Origin of the sequence: Mycobacterium sp. E2327, from assembly GCF_001672675.1 — a bacterium.
GTDB lineage: Bacteria > Actinomycetota > Actinomycetes > Mycobacteriales > Mycobacteriaceae > Mycobacterium.
Genome location: NZ_LZKE01000219.1, coordinates 22,430 through 46,971, shown reverse-complemented (window position 1 = coordinate 46,971; position 24,542 = coordinate 22,430). Strand labels below are relative to the sequence as shown.

At 68.5% G+C, this 24,542-nt stretch carries 21 protein-coding genes and 2 pseudogenes; 14 read left to right on the top strand and 9 right to left on the bottom strand.

Going from position 1 to position 24,542, the window contains the following annotated elements; genetic code table 11:
• On the bottom strand, positions 1-1,259 hold a 1,259-nt coding region (locus A5712_RS25200; protein ID WP_068111591.1), incomplete at its 3' end, for a CCA tRNA nucleotidyltransferase.
• A gap of 110 nt (positions 1,260-1,369) precedes the next feature.
• On the opposite strand from A5712_RS25200, the gene A5712_RS25195 reads away from it, so the two are divergent.
• From A5712_RS25195 to A5712_RS25160, 8 genes are all read left to right on the top strand, one after another.
• Positions 1,370-2,104 (top strand): NUDIX hydrolase, encoded by a 735-nt coding sequence (locus A5712_RS25195; protein ID WP_068111587.1) that lies wholly within the window; start codon positions 1,370-1,372, stop codon positions 2,102-2,104.
• On the top strand, positions 2,101-4,488 hold the full coding sequence (locus A5712_RS25190) for a hypothetical protein (protein ID WP_068111584.1): 2,388 nt from the start codon (positions 2,101-2,103) through the stop codon (positions 4,486-4,488). Before A5712_RS25195 ends, A5712_RS25190 begins: the two co-directional genes overlap by 4 nt.
• The gene (gene murJ / locus A5712_RS25185) at positions 4,485-8,093 is read left to right on the top strand and encodes a murein biosynthesis integral membrane protein MurJ (protein WP_082973655.1); all 3,609 of its coding nucleotides are present in this window, start codon (positions 4,485-4,487) and stop codon (positions 8,091-8,093) included. The genes A5712_RS25190 and murJ overlap by 4 nt, the downstream gene beginning before the upstream one ends.
• A gap of 73 nt (positions 8,094-8,166) precedes the next feature.
• Positions 8,167-8,778 (top strand): RNA polymerase sigma factor SigM, encoded by a 612-nt coding sequence (gene sigM, locus A5712_RS25180; protein WP_068111580.1) that lies wholly within the window; start codon positions 8,167-8,169, stop codon positions 8,776-8,778.
• Complete coding sequence (locus A5712_RS25175) at positions 8,771-9,502, top strand: hypothetical protein (RefSeq protein ID WP_068111577.1); 732 nt, start codon at positions 8,771-8,773, stop codon at positions 9,500-9,502. The genes sigM and A5712_RS25175 overlap by 8 nt, the downstream gene beginning before the upstream one ends.
• A 143-nt stretch (positions 9,503-9,645) precedes the next feature.
• Positions 9,646-10,653 carry a thioredoxin-disulfide reductase gene (trxB, locus tag A5712_RS25170; protein WP_068111574.1) on the top strand — a complete coding sequence of 336 codons (1,008 nt, stop codon included), beginning with the start codon at positions 9,646-9,648 and terminating at the stop codon, positions 10,651-10,653.
• Positions 10,650-11,003 (top strand): thioredoxin, encoded by a 354-nt coding sequence (trxA, locus tag A5712_RS25165; RefSeq protein WP_068111571.1) that lies wholly within the window; start codon positions 10,650-10,652, stop codon positions 11,001-11,003. The genes trxB and trxA overlap by 4 nt, the downstream gene beginning before the upstream one ends.
• Positions 11,004-11,135: 132 nt before the next feature.
• A complete protein-coding gene (locus A5712_RS25160) occupies positions 11,136-12,356 on the top strand; it encodes an N-acetylmuramoyl-L-alanine amidase (RefSeq protein WP_068111570.1) in 1,221 nt (406 codons plus the stop codon).
• Here A5712_RS25160 and A5712_RS25155 read toward each other — a convergent pair.
• From A5712_RS25155 to A5712_RS25125, 8 genes and pseudogenes are all read right to left on the bottom strand, one after another.
• Positions 12,353-13,111, bottom strand: a complete 759-nt coding sequence (locus A5712_RS25155; RefSeq protein WP_068111567.1) for an acetyltransferase — start codon at positions 13,109-13,111, stop codon at positions 12,353-12,355. The genes A5712_RS25160 and A5712_RS25155 overlap by 4 nt on opposite strands.
• A 274-nt stretch (positions 13,112-13,385) precedes the next feature.
• Positions 13,386-14,369: a ParB/RepB/Spo0J family partition protein gene (locus A5712_RS25150; protein WP_068111564.1), complete on the bottom strand. Its 984-nt coding sequence runs from the start codon at positions 14,367-14,369 to the stop codon at positions 13,386-13,388.
• Between the two features lie 23 nt (positions 14,370-14,392).
• A complete protein-coding gene (locus tag A5712_RS25145) occupies positions 14,393-15,361 on the bottom strand; it encodes a ParA family protein (RefSeq protein ID WP_082973654.1) in 969 nt (322 codons plus the stop codon).
• Positions 15,358-16,101, bottom strand: coding sequence for a 16S rRNA (guanine(527)-N(7))-methyltransferase RsmG (rsmG, locus tag A5712_RS25140; RefSeq protein WP_068111561.1), 744 nt, complete (start codon positions 16,099-16,101; stop codon positions 15,358-15,360). Before rsmG ends, A5712_RS25145 begins: the two co-directional genes overlap by 4 nt.
• Positions 16,102-16,158: 57 nt before the next feature.
• Entirely contained in the window at positions 16,159-16,734 is a 576-nt protein-coding gene (locus tag A5712_RS25135) for a R3H domain-containing nucleic acid-binding protein (protein WP_068111558.1), read from the bottom strand.
• An 81-nt stretch (positions 16,735-16,815) separates the two neighbouring features.
• A complete protein-coding gene (gene yidC, locus A5712_RS25130) occupies positions 16,816-17,949 on the bottom strand; it encodes a membrane protein insertase YidC (RefSeq protein ID WP_156766764.1) in 1,134 nt (377 codons plus the stop codon).
• Positions 17,930-18,268, bottom strand: a complete 339-nt coding sequence (gene yidD, locus A5712_RS30500) for a membrane protein insertion efficiency factor YidD (protein WP_082964501.1) — start codon at positions 18,266-18,268, stop codon at positions 17,930-17,932. Before yidD ends, yidC begins: the two co-directional genes overlap by 20 nt.
• A gap of 14 nt (positions 18,269-18,282) precedes the next feature.
• A pseudogene (locus tag A5712_RS25125) lies at positions 18,283-18,504 on the bottom strand (ribonuclease P protein component); the annotation flags it as partial.
• Between A5712_RS25125 and rpmH the strand changes: the two are divergent.
• The 6 genes and pseudogenes from rpmH to A5712_RS25100 all read left to right on the top strand — a co-directional run bounded on the left by rpmH (position 18,502) and on the right by A5712_RS25100 (position 24,338).
• Positions 18,502-18,645 (top strand): 50S ribosomal protein L34, encoded by a 144-nt coding sequence (gene rpmH / locus A5712_RS25120; protein ID WP_068111553.1) that lies wholly within the window; start codon positions 18,502-18,504, stop codon positions 18,643-18,645. The pseudogene A5712_RS25125 and the gene rpmH sit on opposite strands and share 3 nt — an antisense overlap.
• A 22-nt stretch (positions 18,646-18,667) precedes the next feature.
• A pseudogene (locus tag A5712_RS30495) lies at positions 18,668-18,779 on the top strand (ribonuclease P protein component); the annotation flags it as partial.
• Positions 18,780-19,404: 625 nt separating this feature from the next.
• On the top strand, positions 19,405-20,961 hold the full coding sequence (dnaA, locus tag A5712_RS25115; RefSeq protein WP_068111535.1) for a chromosomal replication initiator protein DnaA: 1,557 nt from the start codon (positions 19,405-19,407) through the stop codon (positions 20,959-20,961).
• 480 nt (positions 20,962-21,441) lie between these two features.
• On the top strand, positions 21,442-22,641 hold the full coding sequence (gene dnaN / locus A5712_RS25110) for a DNA polymerase III subunit beta (protein WP_068111533.1): 1,200 nt from the start codon (positions 21,442-21,444) through the stop codon (positions 22,639-22,641).
• A complete protein-coding gene (gene recF, locus A5712_RS25105) occupies positions 22,642-23,784 on the top strand; it encodes a DNA replication/repair protein RecF (RefSeq protein ID WP_068111530.1) in 1,143 nt (380 codons plus the stop codon).
• Positions 23,781-24,338, top strand: coding sequence for a DUF721 family protein (locus A5712_RS25100; RefSeq protein WP_068111527.1), 558 nt, complete (start codon positions 23,781-23,783; stop codon positions 24,336-24,338). Before recF ends, A5712_RS25100 begins: the two co-directional genes overlap by 4 nt.
• The last annotated feature ends 204 nt before the right edge of the window (positions 24,339-24,542 follow it).

The following is a 24,542-nucleotide window of genomic DNA, read 5'->3' as shown; positions in this document are numbered from 1 at the left end:
AAGTCCTCCTGGGCCGCCAGCTCGGCGATCCGCTCCTCCAGCCGGTCGTAGCTGGCCTGCAAGCGGGCGGCGCGGCGCTTGTTGCGGGTCGTGCAATCGGCGCGAACCAGCTTGTGCAGCCGCGGCAGCAGCGGCCCCGCGTCGGTGACATAGCGGCGCACCGCCGAGTCGGTCCACTTGCCCTCGCCGTAGCCGTGGAACCGCAGGTGCAGAAACACCAGCTGTGAAACGTCGTCGACCATCTGCTTGGAATACTTCAACGCGCGCAACCGCTTTCGGGCCATCTTGGCGCCCACCACCTCGTGGTGGTGAAAACTCACTCCGCCGTTGGGCTCGTGCCGCCGCGTCGCCGGCTTGCCGATGTCGTGCAGCAGCGCGGCCCAGCGCAGCACCAGGTCCGGTCCCTCGTCTTCTAGCGCGATGGCCTGGCGCAGCACCGTCAGCGAATGCTGGTAGACGTCCTTGTGCTGGTGGTGTTCGTCGATGGCCATCCGCATGCCGCCCACCTCGGGCAGCACCACTTCACCCATCCCGGTCTCGACCAGCAGGTCGATGCCGGCCACCGGGTCGTCGCCGAGCAGCATCTTGTCCAGCTCGGCGGCCACCCGCTCGGCGCTGATCCGCGCCAGCTGCGGCGCCATCTCGTCGATCGCCTCCCGCACCCGCGGCGCGACGGTGAAACCGAGTTGCGAGACGAACCGCGCGGCGCGCAGCATCCGCAGCGGGTCGTCGCCGAAGGACACCGAGGGCGCGGCCGGGGTGTCCAGCACGCGCTGGCGCAGCGCCGCCAAACCACCTAGGGGATCAAGGAATTCACCCGGGCCGGTCGGCAGCACCCGCACGGCCATCGCGTTCACCGTGAAATCGCGGCGCACCAGATCGTCCTCGAGGCGATCGCCGAAGCGCACCTCGGGTTTGCGCGACACCTGGTCGTAGGCGTCGGCGCGGAACGTGGTGATCTCCAGGCGGTAGTCGCCCTTGCCGACGCCGACGGTGCCGAACTGGATGCCCGTCTCCCACACCGCGTCGGCCCAGCGCCGCACTAATTCCTGGACCTGCTCGGGGCGGGCGTCGGTGGTGAAATCCAAGTCGGGACTGAGCCTGCCCAGCAACGCGTCTCGCACCGAACCGCCGACGAGGTACAGCTCGTGACCGCCGGCTTCGAAGAGCGCGCCCAACTCACCCAGCACGGAGGCGTGCTTGTTCAGGGCGACCGCGGCAGCGGTCAGCAGGTTGGCATCCTGGGCGGCGTCAGGCACGTTCGATCAGCGTAGTCGGGTGACGCGGCCGACACTGACCCGCGCCGCCGGACGGTGACTAGCGGCGAGTATCTCGGGAAGACCAGCCCGTCCCAGCTACTATCGCTTGGGTGTCGGACGCCGAACAAGCCAAACCACGTCGACGCCGGGGGCGGCGTCGGCGTCGTGGCGCGGCTGCCGCGGCCGAAACCCCCAAGGATCCCCAGACGAACGGCGACTCGCCGCCCTCTAATTCCCGGCGGTCCCGGCCATCCCGCGGCGTCCCCGATCGACTCAAGACCGTCCACGAAACCTCCGCCGGCGGTCTCGTCATCGACGGAATCGACGGGCCGCGCGACGAGCAGGTCGCGGCGCTGATCGGCCGCGTCGATCGGCGCGGACGGATGCTGTGGTCGCTGCCCAAAGGACATATAGAGATGGGCGAGACCGCGGAACAGACCGCCATCCGCGAGGTCGCCGAGGAAACGGGTATTCGCGGCAGCGTGCTCGCCGCGCTGGGACGCATCGACTACTGGTTCGTCACCGACGGCCGCCGGGTGCACAAGACCGTGCACCATTATTTGATGCGCTTCTCCGGCGGAGAGCTCTCCGACGAGGACCTTGAAGTCGCCGAGGTGGCATGGGTGCCGATCGGCGAGCTGCCGTCCCGGTTGGCCTATGCCGACGAGCGCCGCCTGGCCCAGGTCGCCGACGAGCTGATCGACAAGCTGCAGAGCGACGGCCCGTCCGCGCTTCCGCCGCTGCCGCCGAGCTCGCCGCGGCGACGCCCGCAAACGCATTCACGGACCCGGCATTCCGACAAGCCCGTGGCGGGCCGGAAGAACGGTCACGGGCCAGGGCCGTGACGGCTCCGCGACTCTGCTGGGCCGGCTTCGTTCGCCTCGCCGCAGTGGTTGGCATCGTGGCCGGTTTTGCGGTGCTCGCCGGGCCCACCCCGCGCGCGGCCGCGGGCGAACCCGGGGAGACGCCCTTCGTCCGGGTCCGCATCGACCAGGTGACCCCGGACGTGGTCACCACGACCAGCCCACCCGTCGTCACCGTCAGCGGAATGGTGACCAATATCGGTGACCGCCCGGTCCGCGACGTCATGGTTCGGCTGGAGCACGCGCCGGCGGTCAACGACTCCGCGGCGTTGCGCACCTCGCTGGACGGCAGCACCGACCAGTACCAGCCGGCCGCCGATTTCCTCACGGTGGCCCCCGAGCTGCAGCGCGGCCAGGAAGTGAGCTTCACCCTGGCGGCCCCCCTGCGCGCATTGACCAAGCCGTCTTTGGGGATGGAGAAGCCCGGGATCTACCCCGTCCTGGTCAACGTCAACGGGACACCCGACTACGGCGCCCCGGCCCGCCTCGACAACGCCCGGTTCCTGCTGCCCGTGGTCGGCGTGCCGCCCGATCACGCCGACGACGTTAATTCCGCCGTCGCGCCCGACACCTCCAAACCCGTGTGGATCACCATGCTCTGGCCGCTGGCCGATCGGCCGCGGCTGTCCCCTGGCGTGCCCGGCGGCACGATTCCCGTCCGGTTGGTCGACGACGACTTGGCCACCTCCCTGGCCACCGGCGGGCGGCTGGACATCCTGCTCGCCGCCGCGGAGGTCGCCACCAGCCACGATGTCGACCCGGACGGCGCCGTCAGCCATGCGCTGTGCCTGGCCGTCGACCCGGACCTGCTGGTCACCGTCAACGCGATGACGGCGGGCTACGTGGTGTCCAATTCGCCTGACGGGCCCGCCCAGCTGCCGGGCACTCCGACCCACCCGGGAACCGGCCAGGCCGCCGCGACCGAGTGGCTGAACCGGCTGCGCGCCCTATCCCACCGCACCTGCGTGGCGCCGCTGCCCTACGCCCAGGCCGACCTCGACGCCCTGCAACGCGTCAACGACCCCGGGCTGAGCGCAGCCGCCACCAACAGCGTCGGCGGCATCGTCGACCGCATCCTCGACGTCCAGTCCACCCGCGGGGCCACGCTGCTGCCCGACGGCCCGTTGACCGGCCGAACCGTCAGCCTGCTCAGCGCCGATGACAGCACGGTCGCGATCGCGGCCGGCGAGTTGTCCGCTCAGGACTCGACAACCGACAACCCGGCCGGCGTCGACACCGCGCCCCGGCGGTTGTCGCCGCAGGTGGTGGTCGCGCCGTTCGACCCGGCCGTCGGCGCCGCGCTCGCCGGCGCGGGCAACAACCCGGTCGCCCCCACCTACCTGGACTCCTCGCTGACCGTCCGCCTTTCGCACGACTCCAACACCGCCCGGCGCCAGGACGCGTTGGGTTCGATCTTCTGGCACGCGCTGCAGCGCGATGCGGTGCCGCGCACCCAGCTGCTGGTGCCGCCGGCGACGTGGAACGTGCAGGCCGACGACGCGCAGGTCATCTTGACGGCGCTGGCCACCAGCATCCGGTCCGGCCTGGCGGTGCCGAGGCCGCTGCCCGCCGTCATCGCCGAGGCCGCGGCCCGTACCGAGCCGCCCGAGCAGGCAGCCAACGACGGCTCGGCGCGTGGCCGGTTCACCGACGACGTCACCGCCAACATCGCCGCCCAGGTCGGCCGGCTGTGGGGCCTCACCTCCGCGCTGACCACCGACGAGCGCACCGGTCTGACCGGCGTCCAGTACACCGCGCCGCTGCGCGAGGACATGCTGCGCGCGTTGAGCCAATCCGAACCGCCCGACACCCGAAACGGGCTCGCCCAACAGCGCCTGGTGGTGGTCGGCAAGACGATCAGCGACTTGTTCGGTGCGGTCACGATCGTCAACCCGGGCGGCTCCTACACCCTGGCCACCGAGCACAGCCCGCTGCCGCTGGCGCTGCACAACGGCCTCGCGGTCCCCATCCGGGTGCGGCTGCAGGTCGATGCCCCGCCGGGCATGACGGTCACCGACGTCGGCCAGATCGAATTGCCGCCGGGCTACCTGCCGCTCCGGGTGCCGATCGAGGTGAACTTCACCCAGCGCGTCGCGGTCGATGTCACGCTGCGGACCCCCGACGGTATGCGGCTCGGCGAACCGGTGCGGTTGTCGGTGCATTCCAACGCGTACGGCAAGGTGCTGTTCGCGATCACGCTCAGCGCGGCGGCGGTCCTGGTGCTGCTAGCCGGTCGCCGGCTGTGGCACCGGTTCCGCGGCCAGCCCGACCGCGCCGACCTGGACCGCCCCGACCCGCCGCATCCCAGATCCGCCGACCTGCACGACGAGATCGACGATCGGGTCAAACAAAAACCGCGCGTATGAACCCCGCCTCCCGGCGGATGCACCCACAGCCGCCACCACAACGCCTGCCGGCGGGGCCGCGCCACGCCCGCCCGGGCCCACCGACCGGTCCCCTGCCGCCGGTGCCCGAGCTCGCCCGGCGCCGACCCGAGCTGTCCGACGCCGCGCTGGTTTCGCGGTCGTGGGCGATGGCGTTCGCGACGCTGATCAGCCGCCTCACCGGCTTCGCGCGCATCGTCGTGCTGGCCGCCATCCTGGGTGCGGCGCTGTCGAGCGCCTTCTCGGTGGCCAATCAGCTGCCGAACCTGGTCGCGGCGCTCGTGCTGGAGGCGACGTTCACCGCGATCTTCGTGCCGGTGCTGGCCCGCGCCGAGCAAGGCGACGCCGACGGCGGCGCGGCGTTCGTGCGGCGCCTGGTCACGTTGACGACGGCGCTGCTGCTGGTCGCCACCGCGCTGTCGGTGGTGGCCGCGCCGCTGTTGGTGCGCCTGATGCTGGGCCGCACCCCGCAGGTCAACGAGCCACTGACCACCGCCTTCGCCTACCTGCTGCTGCCGCAGGTGCTCGCCTACGGGCTGACGTCGGTGTTCATGGCAATTCTCAACACCCGCAACGTATTTGGGCCGACGGCATGGGCCCCGGTCGTCAACAACGTGGTCGCGCTGGCCACCCTCGGCGTGTACCTGGCGGTGCCCGGCGAGCTGTCGGTCGACCCCGTTCGGATGGGCAACGCCAAGCTGCTGGTGCTCGGCATCGGCACCACGCTCGGGGTGTTCGCGCAGACGGCCGTGCTGCTGGTGGCGTTGAAACGCCAGCGCGTGAGCCTGCGCCCGCTGTGGGGAATCGACGAGCGCCTCAAGCGCTTCGGTGCGATGGCCGGGGCGATGGTGCTCTACGTGGTGATCAGCCAGCTCGGCCTGGTGGTCGGCAACCAGATCGCCAGCACCGCGGCGGCGTCGGGTCCGGCGATCTACAACTACACCTGGCTGGTGCTGCAGCTGCCCTACGGGATGATCGGCGTGACCGTGCTGACAGTGGTGATGCCGCGGTTGAGCCGCAACGCCGCCGCCGATGACACCCAGGCGGTGCTGGCCGACCTGTCGCTGGCGACCCGGCTGACGCTCGTCACGCTGATCCCGATCGTGGCGTTTATGACCGTCGGCGGCCCGGCGATCGGCAGCGCGCTGTTCGCCTACGGCCATTTCGGGGAGGTCGACGCCGGCTACCTGGGCGCCGCGATCGCGTTGTCGGCGTTCACGTTGATCCCCTACGGCCTGGTCCTGCTGCAGCTGCGCGTCTTCTACGCGCGCGAACAACCCTGGACACCGATCGTGCTCATCCTGGTCATCACCGCCGTCAAGATCGTCGGCTCGGTGCTGGCCCCGCACCTGACCCACGACCCGAAGCTGGTGGCCGGCTTCCTCGGCCTGGCCAACGGCATCGGGTTCCTGGCCGGCGCGATCGTCGGCTACTACCTGCTGCGGCGGGCGCTGCTGCCCAAGGGTGGCCACCTGATCGACGTCGGGGCGGTGCGGACAATCCTGGTGACGATCGTCGCGTCGATGCTGGCCGGCCTCGTCGCGCATGTGGCCGATCGGCTGCTCGGGCTCGCCCGGCTGACGGCCCACGGTGGCGCGGGCTCGCTGCTGCGGCTGTTGATCCTGGCGATCATCATGTTGCCGATCATGGCCGCGGTCATGGTCCGCGCGCGGGTGCCCGAAGCGCAGGCGGCGATTGACGCGCTCAGGCGCCGCTTTTCGCGCCGCGGCCCGCGCGTCGCGGTAGCTTCGCGCAAATCGGCCGGGCAACAGGGATCGTCTCGGCCGGGCCACGTCACGTACCCTGAGCAGAGGAATTCGTCCCCGCCGGGGGGAAGTGCGGTCCAGGAGCCGATCCGGCGCAGGCCTCCGGAGCGGGTAGCCAGCGCCCGAGTAGCGAAAGGACCGGAGGTGACCGACCGCCCATTGGAGAGCGCATCCAGCGCTGGATCCGATTTGGGGTCAGGCGCCGAGACTCCGCGCCCCGTCGCCGACGACTTCCAGCCCGACATTCCGCCCGGGCCGGCCCATGAACGTCCGGCGCCGCGCCCGACCGACCGCCTCAACGGCGACCTTTCGGTCGACACCGCCGGCGGGGCCGGGGACGACGTGCACCTCGTCCCCGGCGCCCGCATCGCCGGCGGCCGGTATCGGCTGCTGGTCTTCCACGGCGGCGCACCCCCGCTGCAGTTCTGGCAGGCGCTGGACACCAAGCTGGACCGGCAGGTGGCGCTGACCTTCGTCGATCCCGACGGAGCCCTGCCCCGCGAGGTGCTGCAGGACATCTTGTCCCGAACCCTGCGGCTGAGCCGGATCGACAAGCCCGGTATCGCCCGCGTGCTCGACGTGGTCCACACCGGCTCCGGCGGGCTGGTCGTCTCGGAGTGGATCCGCGGCGGTTCGCTGCAGGAGGTGGCCGACACCGCACCGTCGCCCATCGGCGCCGTCCGCGCGATGCAATCGCTGGCCGCCGCCGCCGACGCCGCCCACCGCGCCGGGGTCGCCCTGTCGATCGACCACCCCAGCCGGGTGCGCGTCAGCATCGAGGGCGACGTGGTGCTGGCCTATCCCGCGACCATGCCCGACGGCAACCCGCAACAGGACATCCGCGGAATCGGCGCCGCCCTGTATGCGCTGTTGGTCAATCGGTGGCCGCTGCCGGAATCCGGGGTGCGCAGCGGGCTGGCGCCGGCCGAGCGTGATTCATCGGGAAATCCCGTCGAACCCATGGTGATCGACCGCGAGATCCCGTTCCAGGTGTCCGCGGTCGCGGTGCGGGCGGTTCAAGAAGACGGCGGAATCCGCAGCGCCTCAACCCTTTTGAACTTGCTGCAGCAGGCGACGGCGGTGGCCGATCGCACCGAGGTGCTCGGCCCGATCGACGATTCGCCCGCGCTGCCTCCCACCACCCGGTTGTCCCCCGGCCGCGAGTACGCGACCTTCGCACGCCGGCGCCGCAACGTGTTGATCGGCGTCGGGGCCGCCGTCGCCGTCATCGTGGTGGCCTTGCTGGTGCTGGCCTCGGTGGTGAGCAAGATCTTCGGCAACGTCGGCGGCGGCCTGAACAAGGACGAGCTCGGGCTCAACGGCCCGTCGTCGTCGGCGTCGTCGTCTGCTCCCAATTCCGCGGCCGCCGGCAGCGTCGTCAAACCCACTAAGGCGACGGTCTACTCCCCCGACGGAGACGCCGACAACCCCGGCCAGGCCGGGCAGGCGATCGACGGCGACCCCTCGACCGCCTGGTCCACCGAGGTCTACACCGACGCCGTCCCGTTCCCCTCCTTCAAGCAGGGCGAAGGGCTGATGTTGCAGCTGCCCAACCCCACCGTGATCGGTCAGGTCACCATCGACACCCCGAGCAGCGGCACCAAGGTTGAGATTCGCTCGGCCTCGACCGCGGCGCCGTCCAAGCTCGAAGACACCACCGTGCTGGCGCCGGCGTTCGCGCTCAAGCCCGGTCACAACGTCATCCCCGTCCGGGGCGGCTCGGCGACGTCGAACGTGTTGGTGTGGATCTCCACGCTGGGAAGCACCAACGGCAAGAGCCAGGCCAGCTTCTCGGAAGTCACGGTCCAGGCGGCCTCCTGACGCAGATCGCGGGCGCCCACAGCCCCCGCGTTGGTGAAGTGCCGCGCGACCACCGATTAGTTAGTGTCCGGCCGTGGGTCTCGGGGGGAACAGCGGGGGCGAACGAAGCGACGCCGAACTGCTCGCGGCCCACGTAGCCGGCGACCGCTACGCGTTCGCCGAGTTGTTCCATCGTCATCAACGCCAGCTGCATCGGCTGGCCCGGCTGACCACCCGCACCCGCGAGGACGCCGAGGACGCGCTGCAGGACGCGATGCTCTCGGCGCATCGCGGGGCGGGATCGTTCCGGCACGACGCCGCCGTCGGCAGTTGGCTGCACCGCATCGTGGTCAACGCGTGCCTGGACCGGCTGCGCCGCACCAAGGCCCATCCGACGGCCCCCCTCGAGGACGTGCACCCCGTCGCCGATCGCACCGCGCAGGTCGAGACGGCGATCGTGGTGCAACGGGCCCTGATGCGACTTCCCGTCGAGCAGCGGGCGGCGGTGGTGGCCGTCGACATGCAGGGCTATTCCGTCGCCGACACCGCCGCGCTGCTGGGCGTCGCCGAGGGCACCGTCAAGAGCCGGTGTTCCCGCGCCCGGGTCCGCCTCGCCCAGCTGCTGGGTTACCTCGACACCGGTCCCGACGCGGGCCCACCGATGGCCGTCGAGCGGCGCATGACGGACACTGGGGCGGATGGGTGAACCCGACGACGAAGCCGCCGAGCCGCCCCTGACCGTCGAGCTGCTGGCCGACCTTCAGGCCGGTCTGCTCGACGACGATTCCGCGGCCCGCGTGCGTAAACGCGTCCGCGAAGACCCGGCGGCGCAGGGCATGCTGCGCGCGCTGAACCAGGTGCGCTGCGACGTCGCGACCTTGGGGGCCGACCCGGCGTCCGCGCCCGAGGTCCCCCCCGAGGTCACCGCGCGGATCTCGGCGGCGCTGCGGTCGGCCGATCAAACCGGTGTCGCGCACGCGGCCCGGCCGCATCTGGGGCCCGCCCGGGTGGTCGCCGGCCTGCTCGGCGTGGGCGCCGTGCTGGCTGCGGTCGGCGTGGGCACGGTGGCGCTGATCAGCGCCCCGGAGCCCGCCCCGAGCACGCCGGCCACCGCCGAGCACATCACGGTGTCGACGCCGCCGCCGACGATTCCGCTGTCACAGCCCGAGATCCTCGGACTGCTCCACAGCAGCCCGGACTACGGCGCGCTCGGCGACCCCGCGCTGCGCGCGTCCTGCCTCAGCGGCCTCGGCTATCCGGCGTCCACGCAGGTGCTGGGCGCGCGACCGGTCGACGTCAACGCCCGCCCCGGCGTGCTGCTGGTGTTGCCCGGCGACACGCCCGAAAATCTGGCGGTCTTCGCGGTGGCGCCGAATTGCAGCGCCGCCGATACCGGGTTGCTGGCCAACACGCAGGTCCCGCGGGCGTAGTCGCTGCCATCACGCCTTGCAACCGCGGCGCAGCCGGGCGAAGTGGGTCGTTGCCGTCACACTTAATGTGGTGCCCGACACCCGGGAACACCTACGCCTACGCTGGCGTTCGTATGCGTAGCTTCCGCACCTGAAAGGCCCGAATGACTGCCGATAACACCGCTCACGACACCATTCACGACGTCATCGTCATCGGCTCCGGCCCGGCCGGGTACACCGCGGCCCTTTACACCGCCCGCGCGCAGCTGGCCCCCCTGGTTTTCGAAGGCACCTCTTTCGGTGGTGCATTGATGACGACGACCGAGGTGGAGAACTACCCGGGCTTTCGTGACGGGATCACCGGCCCGGAGTTGATGGACGAGATGCGCGAGCAGGCGCTGCGGTTCGGCGCGGACCTGCGGATGGAAGACGTCGAATCGGTATCCCTGGACGGGCCCGTGAAGTCCGTCGTCACCGCCGACGGGGAGACCCACCGCGCACGCGCCGTCATCCTGGCCATGGGCGCGGCGGCTCGCTACCTGCAGGTGCCCGGCGAGCAGGAGTTGCTGGGGCGCGGCGTGAGTTCATGTGCCACCTGCGACGGGTTCTTCTTCCGCGACCAGCACATCGCCGTCATCGGCGGCGGCGACTCGGCGATGGAGGAGGCCATCTTCCTGACCCGCTTCGCCAGCAGCGTGACGCTGGTGCACCGGCGCGACGAGTTCCGGGCGTCCAAGATCATGCTCGATCGCGCCCGCAACCACGACAAGATCAAGTTCATCACCAACGCCGCCGTGCTCGCCGTCGAGGGCGACACCACGGTGACCGGATTGCGGTTGCGCGACAACATAACTGGCGAAGAATCGACCCTCGCGGTCACCGGCGTTTTCGTGGCAATCGGCCACGAGCCGCGTTCGGGGCTGGTGCGCGATCTGCTCGACCTCGATCCCGACGGCTACGTACTCGTGCAAGGCCGCACCACCAGCACCTCAGCGGAGGGCGTGTTCGCGGCCGGCGACCTGGTGGACCGCACCTACCGGCAGGCGATCACCGCCGCGGGCAGCGGCTGCGCCGCGGCCATCGACGCCGAGCGTTGGCTGGCCGAACAGGAAGACGAGTCTGCAACCGGAAACGCTGAGGGTACCGACACATTGATTGGAGCACCGCGATGACCGACGCCGAAAAGGCAGGCGCCACAATAGAAGTCTCTGACGCGTCTTTCTCCTCGGAGGTGCTGTCGAGCAATAAGCCTGTGTTGGTTGACTTTTGGGCCACGTGGTGCGGTCCGTGCAAGATGGTCGCCCCAGTTCTGGAGGAAATCGCGAGCGAGCGCGCCGAACAGATCACCATCGCCAAGCTCGACGTGGACGCGAACCCGGAAACGGCCCGGGATTTTCAGGTGGTTTCGATTCCCACCATGATCCTGTTCAAGGACGGCCAACCGGTGAAGCGGATCGTCGGGGCCAAGGGCAAGGCGGCGTTGCTGCGCGAGCTTTCCGACGCGGTTCCCAACCTCGCCTGACGCCGGCCAGTTCGTCACACCACGCCCCGGCGCTTAGCCTGGGGTTTTCCGAAAATTGAGAAGCATCTGCGACAATAGCGCTTAGCCGTTGCCCGTCTTCAGCTTGTCAATTTGTCCCGGAGGGCCTTTGGTATGTCGAGTCAGCGCCGTGAATACGGCGACGCGCTGCGCTGTGGTGACCGCAGCGCTGCCGTGACCGAAATCCGGGCGACGCTGGCCTCGCTGGGGCTGCTGGACAATCCCGACGAAGACATGACCACCGGGCAACACGTGGCCCTCGAGGTCTTCGATGCCCACCTCGATCAGGCGGTGCGCGCCTTCCAGCAGAACCGCGGATTGCTGGTAGACGGCATCGTCGGCGAAGCGACCTACCGTGCGCTGAAGGAGGCCTCGTATCGCCTGGGCGCGCGCACGCTGTATCACCAGTTTGGCGCGCCGCTTTACGGCGACGACGTCGCGACCCTGCAGGCGCGGCTACAGGACCTCGGTTTCTACACCGGCCTGGTCGACGGGCACTTCGGCCTGCAGACCCACAACGCTCTGATGTCATACCAGCGCGAATACGGGCTCGCCGCCGACGGCATCTGCGGCCCGGAAACCTTGCGCTCGTTGTACTTTCTCAGTTCCCGCGTCAGCGGCGGGTCCCCGCATGCCATTCGCGAGGAAGAGCTGGTCCGCCGCTCCGGGCCCAAACTGTCGGGCAAGCGCATCATCATCGATCCGGGCCGCGGCGGCACGGACCACGGCGCCATCATGCAGGGCCCGGCCGGCCCGGTCAGCGAAGCAGATGTGCTGTGGGACTTGGCAAGTCGGCTCGAGGGCCGGATGACCGCCATCGGCATGGAGACGTTCCTGTCGCGGCCGACCAATCGCAGCCCGTCGGACGCCGAACGCGCCGCTACCGCCAACAACGTCGGCGCCGACCTCATGATCAGCCTGCGCTGCGAATCCCAGACCAGCCCGTCGGCCAACGGCGTGGCCTCCTTTCACTTCGGCAACTCGCACGGTTCGGTCTCCACGATCGGACGCAACCTTGCCGACTTCATTCAGCGAGAAGTGGTGGCCCGCACCGGTTTACGGGATTGCCGCACGCATGGCCGGACATGGGATCTGCTGCGGCTCACCCGGATGCCCACGGTTCAGGTCGACGTCGGCTACATCACCAACCCGCGCGACCGCGCGATGCTGATCTCCACGCAGACCCGCGACGCCATCGCCGAGGGCATCCTGGCCGCGGTCAAGCGGCTCTACCTGCTCGGCAAGAACGACCGTCCCACCGGCACGTTCACCTTCGCCGAGCTGCTGGCTCACGAATTGTCGGTGGAACGGGCCTCCCGGCTGGGCGGTTCCTAGCCGCTCTCGTTGGCCCGCAGCGTATTTCCGGCGGCGGAAGAACCCGCACCCACCGGTTCTTCCAGTTGGGCATTGGCCAGCAGGCGCTCCAGCGCCGCCTCGACCTCGGCCTTCCAGCCGAGTCCTTTGTCCAATTCCAGCCGCAGCCGCGGGAAGTACCTGTGCGGCGCCACCACAACGAATCCCACGTCCTTCAAGAATTCGGCGTCGATCATGCAGTGGTCGACCGAACAGTCGCCGAGCGCCTCCAGCACCGGGCGGACATCGGGGTCCACCAACCGCGGATCCTGTAGCTCGGACGCCTCCGACGTACGACCGAAGGCTTCCAGCGCCCGGACACCACGTCGGACGAGCTCGTCGACGACCCGGGCGATGAGCCCATGCGGCAGATCGTCGGCGGCTTGCCCCGGCTCGATGTTCATCGACGTCAGCAACACCGCATCGGCGGACACCGGGGCGGTGGGAAACCGTTGCGCCCGCGGCACCGCGCGCGGCGGGGCGTAGAGGACATACCCCAGGCAAGGCGGCTCGGCGTGGCTGCGTTCGTCGTCGGGGATCGCGGTCGCGACCAGCCCGCACGAACCCCACTCCAGCATCACCATCGACAGCCAGGCCTCTTTTTCGAATTCGGGGTCGGCGAGGTGGTCCTGGTTACCGAGGGTCGCCGGGTCGACCTCCCAGAACACGCAGCGGCGCGCATGCTTGGGAAGCTGCTCGAAAGCCTCGAGCCGAAGCGGCGTGATTCGAGCGGACACTAGCCTCCTGGCTTCCGTACGGTATTGCAGCCAACCAATTCTCGGCCATCAGCAACCCCTCCAGGATAGGAGAGTTCGACCTCATCGGACCAGTGTTTGCCCTGCCACTTCGGCCGGCCCGGCAGAATGGTCCGGACAGCCGGTCGGCGGCCGGGCAAATCGCGAAACATCTTGGGGCACATCGAAACTCCGCTGAACTAGGGCGCACGAGGCCGGCGATTTCGGGCCCGGGAGGGCCTTGTGTCACAGTGACGTAATTACACCGTGTGGACGGTCAGGCCTTGGGCGGGGTCATCACGTCGACGATCCGCTGGAGGTCCTCCACCGAGCCGAACTCGACGACAATCCGGCCCTTGCGTTTGCCCAGGCTGACCGTGACCCGGGTGTCGAACGTGTTGGACAGCCGGTCAGCAACGTCCTGAAGGCCGGGCATCTGGATCGGCTTGCGACGCGGCGCCGCCGGGGCGGCCCCATCGCCCCGGTTGGCCAGGGTGACCGCTTCCTCGGTGGCGCGCACCGACAGGCCCTCGGCCACGATCCGGCTAGCCAGCTCCTCCTGCGCCTCCGGGCCGGCCTCCAGGGCCAGCAGCGCACGGGCATGGCCGGCGGACAGGACCCCCGCGGCGACCCGGCGCTGCACCGCGATCGGCAGCTTCAGCAACCGGATCATGTTCGTGATCAGCGGCCGCGACCGGCCGATCCGCGACGCCAGTTCGTCGTGCGTGACGTCGAACTCGTCGAGCAACTGCTGGTAGGCCGCCGCCTCCTCCAAGGGGTTCAGCTGCACCCGGTGAATGTTCTCGAGCAGGGCGTCGCGCAGCAGGTTGTCGTCGCCGGTCTCGCGCACGATCGCCGGGATGGTCGCCAGGCCCGCCTCCTGTGCGGCGCGCCAACGCCGCTCCCCCATCACGATCTGGTACCGCGCGCCGCTCGGCGCCCCGGTCACCGCGCGGACCACGATCGGCTGCAGGAGCCCGAACTCGCGAATGGAATGCACCAGCTCCGAGAGCGCCTCTTCGTCGAACACCTGCCGAGGCTGCCGCGGGTTGCGCTCGATGTCGCCGGGTGCGATCTCGCGGTAGACCGCGCCTACCGAGGCGGCATCCTGCGCCGGCCCGCCGATCAATACATCGGCCGCCGCGTCGCCCATCCGGGGACCCAGCGTCGCCGGACCCGAGTCGCCCTCCGCCGGGCCGGTGGGGATCAGCGAAGCCAGGCCCCGGCCGAGGCCACCCTTCTTGCGTAACGGCTGCGTCATGGTCGTCCCTTCACGGATAGTGGTCAGTCGCGCTCGGCGAGTTCGCGGCTCGCGTCGAGGTAGCTCATCGCCCCGCGCGAACCGGGGTCGTAGTCGATGATGGTCATGCTGTAGCCGGGCGCCTCGGAAACCTTGACGCTGCGCGGAATCACGGTGCGCAACACCTTGTTTCCGAAGAACCGGCGGACCTCGTCGGCCACCTGGTCGGCCAGCTTGGTCCGTCCGTCGTACATCGTGAGGACCACGGTGGTCACCTCGAGCCGTGGGTTGAGGTGGGCCTTGACCATCTCGATGTTGCGCATCAGCTGGGACACGCCCTCCAGCGCGTAGTACTCGCACTGAATCGGAATCATCACCTCGGGCGCGGCCACGAGCGCATTGATCGTCAGCAGTCCGAGCGAGGGCGGGCAGTCGATGAACACGTAGTCGAAGTCGAACTGGTCGAGCTCGGCCAGCGCCGTGCGGAGCCGGTTCTCACGCGCCACCATGCTGACCAACTCGATCTCGGCGCCGGCCAGATCGATCGTCGCCGGCACGCAGAACAGCCGCGGGCTGTGCGGGCTGGGCCGCAACGCGTCGTGCAACGACACCTCGCCGAGGAGGACCTCGTACGACGAGGGGGTGCCGGCTTGCCGGTCGTGGATGCCCAGCGCGGTGCTCGCGTTGCCCTGGGGATCGAGATCGATGACGAGGGTCTTGAGCCCCTGCACGGCCAGCGCGGCGGCGAGGTTGACGGCGGTGGTCGTCTTGCCGACGCCGCCCTTCTGGTTGGCGACGGTGAACACCCGTCGGTGGGTCGGGCGGCGCAGCGGCGCGTAGGTCGTGTGGAGGACCCGCATCGCGCGCTCGGCGGCGGCGCCGATCGGAGTGTCGTAGTCGGGCGATGTTTCACGTGAAACATCAGCGGGCCCGGCGTCGGCCGCCGATGGTTGCGCCTGCGCGACGGGCGGTGACGGCGCGGGCTCGCCGGACCAATCGTGTGGAGAACTCACCGTGCCCCCCTGTCTGCCGACCGGGCCGGCTTCCGCCGCGCCGACTTTCCGCGTCGCGCTAAAACCACGGTTACGGGCGGACACAAGTAGTTCACGCCACATGCCACCACCCTGACATCAACGGCTCCCGAACCGGCCATCACACGCCGGTGCGCTTCCACTTCCTCGGGAGCACGCTCCCCCTTGATCGCGACCATCCGCCCGTCCTGCCGTAGCAACGGCATGCTCCACTTCGCCAGCTTGTCCAGCGCCGCCACAGCGCGCGACACGGCGACGTCCCGGGCGCCGAACTGATCGCGCACCCAGGGGTCGTCCGCGCGGCCGCGCACCACCTCGACCGCCAACCCTAGTTCGGCAACGGCCTCGGTGAGAAACTCGGTGCGGCGCAACATCGGCTCGAGGAGCGCGATCTCGAGGTCGGGCCGCGCGATCGCCAGCGGGATCCCCGGCAACCCGGCCCCGCTGCCGATGTCGATCACCCGCTCACCCGGATCGAGAAGCTCCCCCACGGCCGCACTATTTAATAGATGGCGCTCCCAGAGCCGGCCGACCTCGCGGGGACCTAAAAGCCCGCGCTCCACGCCGGCGCCGGCGAGCAGATCGGCGTAGCGCTTCGCCATATCTATCCGGTCGCCGAACATTGCGGTCGCGGCGTCGCTCAGGGACCCGGGGCCTTCGGCGCCCGCACCGGTGGCATGTTTCACGTGAAACGTCTCGTGGTCTTGTTTCACGTGAAACATCCTCGATCCTCTGTCGCCCGTTAGGACCCGCGAATTACACGGCTGTGACTCGGTGGGTCAGTCGAGCAGGACGACGACACGGCGCGACGGCTCCTGGCCTTCGCTCTCGCTGTGCACCCCGGGCACCGCCGCCACGGCGTCGTGGACAATCTTGCGCTCGAACGGCGTCATCGGGGAAAGCTCCTCGCGTTCGCCCGTGTTCAGCACGCGCCGCGCCACCTTGTCGCCCAGCGCCGCCAGCTCCTCGCGGCGCCGACGCCGCCAGCTTGCGATGTCGAGCATCAGCCGACTGCGCACCCCCGTCTTCTGGTGCACGGCCAGCCGGGTGAGTTCTTGGAGGGCGTCCAGCACTTCACCGCCGCGGCCGACCAACTTGTTCAAGTCGTCACTGCCGTCGATGCTGACGACCGCGCGGTCGCCCTCGACGTCCAGGTCGATGTCGCCGTCGAAGTCCAACAGGTCCAACAGCTCTTCGAGATAGTCGCCGGCGATCTCCCCCTCGGCGACCAACCGCTCCTCCTGGTCGTCAACTTGGTCGTCGCCACGCTCGGGCGCCGCCGTCTCATCGTCGGACGGCTCCTGCGCTTCGAGTTCCGTGTCCACGTCGCGCTCGGTGGTGTCGGCGTCTGTCATGTTCTTCCCTCTCCCTCATCACGGGTCCCTCTCCAGTCGGGTCGCTCGCCCGGGGGACCCCCTAAAAGCCGTGGCGCCTCGTCAGCGCTTCCGTTTCTTCGGCCGCGCCCCGGGTCGGGGGGTGCGGTTGGTCGGGCCGTCGGTCCGGCCCGCCGCGTTCGGCTTGTCCGGTTGCGCCGTTGCCGTCTTCGCCCCGGGGACACCGTTATCCGATCGATCCGAATCCGAGTCCGAACCGTCGCTCCCGTCGGCTCCCGTCGAGGAACCGTTGCCGCTCGCCGACGTCGCCTTCGGATTGCGCTTGGGCTTGGCCCCCGGCGCCGGCGCGTTCGCGGCTCGCCGCTGAACGGCCTCCTGCCGCTTGGCCTCTTCCTCTTTCTCGATCATGCCGAACACGTAGTGTTGCTGTCCGAACGTCCAGATGTTGTTGGAGAACCAATACAGGATGATCGCCAGCGGCAGGAACGGGCCACCGACGACGACGCCGAGCGGAAACACGTACAACGCAAGCTTGTTCATCATCGCGGTCTGCGGGTTGGCCGCCGCCTCCGCGCTCTGCCGCGCCACCGACGCCCGGCTGTTGAAGTAGGTCGCGACGCCGGCCAGGATCATCACCGGCGCACCGACGGCGATCACCGCGGGCCGGCTGAAGTGAGTGAAGGCGTCCAACCCGGCATGCTGGGTCATGAACGCACCGATCGGGGCGCCGAACAGGTTGGCGTCGAGGAAGTGCCCGACGTCGGCCGGGGTGAAGACGTAGTTGCCGGTCGCCCGGTTCTGGGCCACCGACATGTGCGGCTGGCCGAAGCCGCCGGTCGTCCGGTTGAAGGAACGCAGTACGTGATACAGCCCCAGGAATACCGGGATCTGGGCGAGCATTGGCAGGCAGCCCAGGATCGGATTGAAGCCGTGCTCGCGTTGCAGCTTCTGCATCTCGAGCGCCATGCGCTGGCGGTCCTTGCCGTACTTCTTCTGCAGCGCCTTGATCTGCGGCTGCAGCTCCTGCATCTGGCGGGTGGTGCGGATCTGGCGCACGAAGGGCTTGTACAGGATCGCCCGCAAGGTGAAGACCAGGAACATCACCGACAGGGCCCAGGCGAAGAAGTTCGATGGTCCCAGCGCGGCCGCGAACAGCTTGTACCAGGCCCACATGATCCACGACACCGGGTAGTAGAAGATGTCAAGGCTGAAGAAATCAAACGACAAAAGACTCACTCTCCCGTTGCTGCGGCGCGGGGCGCCCCGCTTGTCTGGGGCCGGCGCCTTCGAAGCTCGCCCGGCATCCGTGTCGATCCGGGATCGGATCCCATCCTCCCGGATGCCACGGTCCACATCTGGCCAGCCTGGCCACGGACAACCAACTCCCCCGAATTACGCCGTACTCGGTGAGGGCGTCCACCGCGTATTGGCTACACGTCGGTACGAAGCGGCAAGTCGCCGGGCGCAGCGGTGACACCATGTGCCGGTAGAGCTGGATCACGAAAATCAGCCCGCGCGCGGTGGCCCGGCCGGCGCCACCGATCACGGCACGCATCCCCGCCGCGCGCGTCACCGGTCGGTTCCCGCCGACTCGAACGCGCGTCGCAGGCAGCGCCGCAGCTGTTGCTCGAGGCGCGCCGACGACGCCAACCGACTGCTCGGCAGCGCGCGGATCACCACGTGATCGGATTGGTTGAGGTCGCCCAGCATCGCCCGGGCCACGTGCCGCAACCGACGCGCGACGCCATGGCGCGACGGCCGGAAGGTTCGAATTACGAGGAGAACGCCGTGGCCAAGGGCAAGCGGACCTTCCAGCCGAATAACCGGCGCCGAGCCCGCGTGCACGGCTTTCGGTTGCGGATGCGCACCCGCGCCGGGCGAGCGATCGTCTCCGGCCGGCGGCGTAAAGGCCGCCGCGCGCTGACTGCCTGATCGCAACGCCAGGTCTTTGGCGGTGCTTTCCGCACGCAACCGCATGAGGCGGTCAACGGAGTTTGACGCCGCGGTGAAGTACGGGATGCGCTCGGCGCAGCCCGACGTTGTCGTGCACGCGGGCTCGGCGCCGGTTATTCGGCTGGAAGGTCCGCTTGCCCTTGGCCACGGCGTTCTCCTCGTAATTCGAACCTTCCGGCCGCTCGCGCCATTCGTCCGCGGGTCGATCGGAGGTGGGTCTTACTACTGGCCGGCGCGGTCCCCTACCTTGATTTGGGTCGCAGCCGTATCGCCGACTTTCGGGCGACTGTTCGAGGGTACTGACGCGTCTTCGCTGGGTCAAACTTGGTCTGCCGCAACGCACCAAACTCACACATCCGCGAAAACCGAAGTTCTCGAAGCCGTCCCTGCGGCACCATAGGAGAACGAGCGACAAGCAGGCCCCAAGACACTCTAGAGAAGCCGATTGGAATGCAGCAGAACTGTTGGCAGCCGAACGGAAAACTGTTAACTTCTCCCAATGCCGTTTCAGAGTGGAACGGCGCTCGACGACGAAGCGAGGATGGCGGATCAAGTAGCTGTCTAGGCGACCGGCGGCGGTTGCCATCAGCACGAAGATCGCGGGCCGTCGCCGGTAGGCTGCGGCTCGTCTACGATTATCCTGTCCACACCTGTGGATAACCATGTGGACAGCTGCTTCGTCGTTAAGCGTTGTTACCCCTCAACCCGGGATCTGCGAGAGCCAGGGAGATTACGTCGTTGACCGATGACCCCGGTTCAGGATTCACCACAGTTTGGAACGCGGTCGTCTCCGAGCTCAACGGCGAGTCCGCCTCGGACGCGATGGGCCCCAACCGCACGACGCTTGTCACCCCCCTGACCCCCCAGCAAAGGGCGTGGCTGAATCTCGTCCGGCCGCTGACGATCGTCGAGGGCTTTGCCCTGTTGTCGGTGCCGAGCAGTTTCGTGCAAAACGAGATCGAGCGTCACCTCCGCGCCCCGATCACCGACGCTCTCAGCCGCCGACTCGGGCAGCAGATCCAACTGGGTGTGCGCATCGCCCCACCCCCCGAGGATTCCGACGCCGGCGCGTTCGGCAACGCCGAGACCTTCAGCCAAGTCTCGGAAACCCACACCCTCGACCAGGCGGACGACGCCGACCTGGACACGTCGATCGACGCCGACGAGACCGACGAGAACGGTGAGGTGCCGGGCGGCGCCGAACACAGCTGGCCGAACTACTTCACCGAACGCCCACACGCGGCCGACCCGGCCGTCGCCGGCGGAACCAGCCTGAACCGGCGCTACACCTTCGACACGTTCGTCATCGGCGCGTCCAACCGCTTCGCCCACGCCGCTGCCCTGGCCATCGCCGAAGCCCCGGCCCGCGCTTACAACCCGCTCTTCATTTGGGGTGAGTCCGGCCTGGGCAAGACGCACCTGTTGCACGCCGCCGGCAACTACGCCCAACGGCTGTTCCCCGGCATGCGGGTGAAGTACGTCTCGACCGAGGAATTCACCAACGACTTCATCAACTCCCTGCGCGACGACCGCAAGGTCGCGTTCAAGCGCAGCTACCGCGACGTCGACGTCCTGCTGGTCGATGACATCCAATTCATCGAGGGCAAGGAAGGTATCCAGGAAGAGTTCTTCCACACCTTCAACACGCTGCACAACGCGAACAAGCAGATCGTCATCTCGTCCGATCGGCCACCAAAACAACTCGCCACGCTCGAGGACCGGCTCCGGACCCGCTTTGAGTGGGGACTGATCACCGACGTGCAGCCCCCCGAGCTCGAAACCCGGATCGCCATTCTGCGCAAGAAGGCACAGATGGAACGCCTCGCGGTGCCCGACGACGTGCTCGAACTGATCGCCAGCAGCATCGAACGCAACATCCGCGAGCTCGAAGGGGCTCTCATCCGGGTGACGGCGTTCGCCTCGCTGAACAAGACTCCCATCGACAAGGCGCTGGCCGAGATCGTGCTTCGCGATCTCATCGCCGACGCGAGCACGATGCAGATCAGCGCGGCCACCATCATGGCCGCCACCGCCGAGTACTTCGACACCACCGTCGAGGAACTGCGCGGCCCGGGCAAGACGCGGGCGCTGGCGCAATCACGACAGATCGCGATGTACCTGTGCCGCGAGCTGACCGACCTGTCCCTGCCCAAGATCGGTCAGGCATTCGGCCGCGATCACACCACGGTCATGTACGCGCAGCGAAAGATCTTGTCCGAAATGGCCGAGCGCCGTGAGGTCTTCGATCACGTCAAAGAGCTCACCACCCGCATCCGGCAGCGGTCCAAGCGCTGACCGAGGCGCTTTCGCCGAACTTTTTTTCAAAAAACTTCTCACTCCCCTGTCACAGCTGTCACTCCAGGACGATGTGCGCAGCCCTGTGCACAAGTCGGTCAAAGATCGGTGCGGGATTGGGGTTTCCGTGCACATCCGTCTTCCATCCCCACCGGCCCAACAACCGACGCCCCGTTGTCAACCGCACCATCCACAACCCCGCCGCTCCCCTAGCTGCGCTAAAGCCAAGCTGTCCCCAGAATGCACAGGCCTTAATACTGTTACTGAGATCTATCCGTTGTTTCTTCTTTGAAGAACGGCGTTGGGGACACCCGTCGAGCGCGCCGCGCCGGGACCCACGTTCACCCCGCTTGTCGGCCGCTGGCATTAGCTTTCAAGATGGCGGCAGAAGATCTACGGTTGTGGTTCGACTGCTAGCGACGGGCGGCTAGCCACCGTGGTTTTTGAAGGTTTTGGACACTCGGCAGGTAAAGGGACGCTATGGACGCGGCGACGACAACAGCTGGCCTCACCGACTTGAAGTTCCGTCTGGTGCGAGAGTCATTCGCCGATGCGGTGTCGTGGGTTGCGAAGAACCTGCCGACCCGGCCCGCGGTGCCGGTGTTGTCCGGGGTCCTGTTGTCCGGCTCGGACGACGGCCTGACGATCTCCGGGTTCGACTACGAGGTGTCCGCCGAAGCCCAGGTTGCCGCCGAAATCGCTTCTCCGGGAAGCGTTTTGGTATCCGGAAGACTGTTGTCAGACATCACCCGGGCGTTGCCGAACAAACCGGTCGACTTCTATGTGGACGGCAATCGGGTCGCGCTGACCTGCGGAAGCGCACGATTCTCCCTGCCGACGATGCCGGTTGAGGATTACCCGACGCTGCCCGCGCTGCCCGAAGGCACCGGCACCTTGCCGGCGGACTTGTTCGCAGAGGCGATCGGCCAGGTCGCCATCGCCGCCGGCCGGGATGACACTTTGCCGATGCTGACCGGGATTCGGGTCGAGATTTCCGGCGACACGGTGGTTTTGGCCGCGACCGACAGGTTCCGTCTGGCGGTTCGCGAGCTGACCTGGACGGCGCTTTCGCCTGACATCGAGGCCGCGGTGCTGGTACCGGCCAAGACGTTGTCGGAGGCGGCCAAGGCCGGCGCCGACGGGTCCGAGGTTCAGCTGTCGCTGGGCGCGGGCGCCGGGGTCGGAAAGGACGGGCTGCTCGGCATCAGCGGGAACGGCAAGCAAAGCACCACCCGGCTTCTGGATGCCGAGTTCCCGAAGTTTCGTCAGCTGCTGCCCGCCGAGCACACCGCGGTCGCCACCATCGACGTGGCGGAGCTGACCGAGGCCATCAAGCTGGTCGCGTTGGTGGCCGACCGTGGTGCCCAGGTGCGGATGGAATTCTCCGACGGGACGTTGCGGCTGTCTGCCGGCGCTGACGACGTGGGGCGGGCCGAAGAAGATCTCCAGGTTGATTTCGTCGGCGAGCCGCTGACGATCGCATTCAATCCGACGTATTTGACCGATGGCCTCGCATCGGTGCATTCGGAACGGGTGTCGTTCGGCTTCACGACGCCCGGCAAGCCCGCCCTGCTGCGCCCCGCGTCGGACGGCGACACCTCCCCCACCGGCACCGGGCCCTTCCCCGCGTTGCCGACGGACTATGTGTACCTGCTGATGCCAGTCCGGTTGCCTGGCTAGGTGTACGTCCGGCATTTAGGTCTGCGTGATTTCAGGTCCTGGGCCCACGCCGACCTCGAATTGCAGCCGGGCCGGACGGTGTTCGTGGGTCCCAACGGCTTTGGAAAGACGAATCTTGTTGAGGCCCTGTGGTATTCGACCACATTGGGATCGCACCGGGTCGGAACCGACGCGCCGTTGATCCGGGCGGGCGCGGACCGCGCGGTAATTTCGACGATCGTCGTCAACGACGGCCGGGAATGCGCGATCGATCTGGAGATCGCCGCGGGCCGCGCCAACAAGGCGCGGCTGAATCGCTCGCCGGTTCGCAGCACGCGTGAGGTGGTCGGTGTATTGCGGGCGGTGCTCTTCGCCCCCGAAGACCTGGCCTTGGTGCGCGGGGATCCGTCGGACCGGCGGCGCTACCTCGATGATTTGGCCACCGTCCGCCGCCCAGGGGTCGCCGGTGTGCGCGCCGATTACGACAAGGTCTTGCGGCAACGGACCGCGCTGTTGAAGTCCCTGTCTGGCGCGCGGTTTCGGGGCGACCGCGGCGCCCTGGACACGCTGGATGTGTGGGACAGCCGGCTGGCCGAGCACGGCGCCCAATTGATGGCCGCCCGCATCGATTTGGTCAACGAACTGGCGCCGGAGGTAGAGAAGGCCTACCAGCTGCTGGCGCCGGGATCACGCCCCGCCTCGATCGCCTACCGCGCCAGCCTCGATGCTTCCGACATCAGCGACCGTCAGTTCCTGGAGGCCGCCTTGTTGGCGGCCCTTTCGGCGCGGCGCGACGCGGAGTTGGAGCGAGGGATGTGTCTGGTCGGCCCGCACCGCGACGACCTGGAGCTGCGACTCGGCGACCAACCCGCCAAAGGCTTTGCCAGCCATGGCGAATCGTGGTCGTTCGCGGTCGCGCTGCGGTTGGCGGCGTATGAGTTGCTGAGGTCGGACGGCGGCGAACCGGTGTTGTTGCTCGACGACGTGTTCGCCGAACTCGACGCTACCCGCCGTCGCGCGTTGGCGACGGTGGCCGAGTCAGCCGAGCAGGTTTTGGTGACCGCGGCGGTGCTGGAAGACATCCCGGCCGACTGGGATGCTAGGCGGGTGCACATCGATCTGCGCGACGACGACGCGGGCCGGGTATCGGCGGTGCGGTCATGACCGACGCCGACGACACAAAGGACGACGTCGAGCGACTGGGTGGCTTGACCGGGATCGACCTGGTGCGCCGGACGCTCGAGGAGGCCCGGGCGGCGGCCCGCGCGCAGGGTAAGGACGCCGGCCGTGGGCGCGCGGTCCCATCGGCTCCGCGCCGCGTCGCGGGTCAGCGCCGGAGCTGGTCGGGGCCGGGGCCCGACGTTCGCGACCCACAACCCCTGGGACGGCTGGCGCGCGACCTCGCGAAGAAACGCGGCTGGACGGCGCACGTCGCCGAAGGCACGGTGCTGGGCCACTGGTCGTCGGTGGTGGGACACCAGATCGCCGATCATGCCACCCCGACCGCGCTCAACGAGGGTGTGCTCAGTGTCACCGCCGAATCGACGGCGTGGGCCACCCAGCTGCGGATGATGCAGGCACAACTGTTGGCCAAGATTGCGGCGGCGGTTGGCAACGGCGTGGTGACCTCGCTCAAGATCACCGGACCCACCGCGCCGTCGTGGCGCAAGGGGCCCCGCCACATCGCCGGTCGCGGGCCGCGGGACACGTACGGCTGAGGTGTTCGGGGGCCAAAACAGTCCCCAGTTGAGCCGGTATCAACAGGCGCCTCAGAGCCGCTAGGACGAAAGAGACCCCTATCAGGCACGTCGGGACGCGGTGAGAATAAAGAAATCGTGTGCACGGCGCAGTTAGCTGGGTAGAAACGCGCCCAGAAAATCGGTGCTAAGCCCCGGTCACGGTAGACTGACGGAGTGCGACTG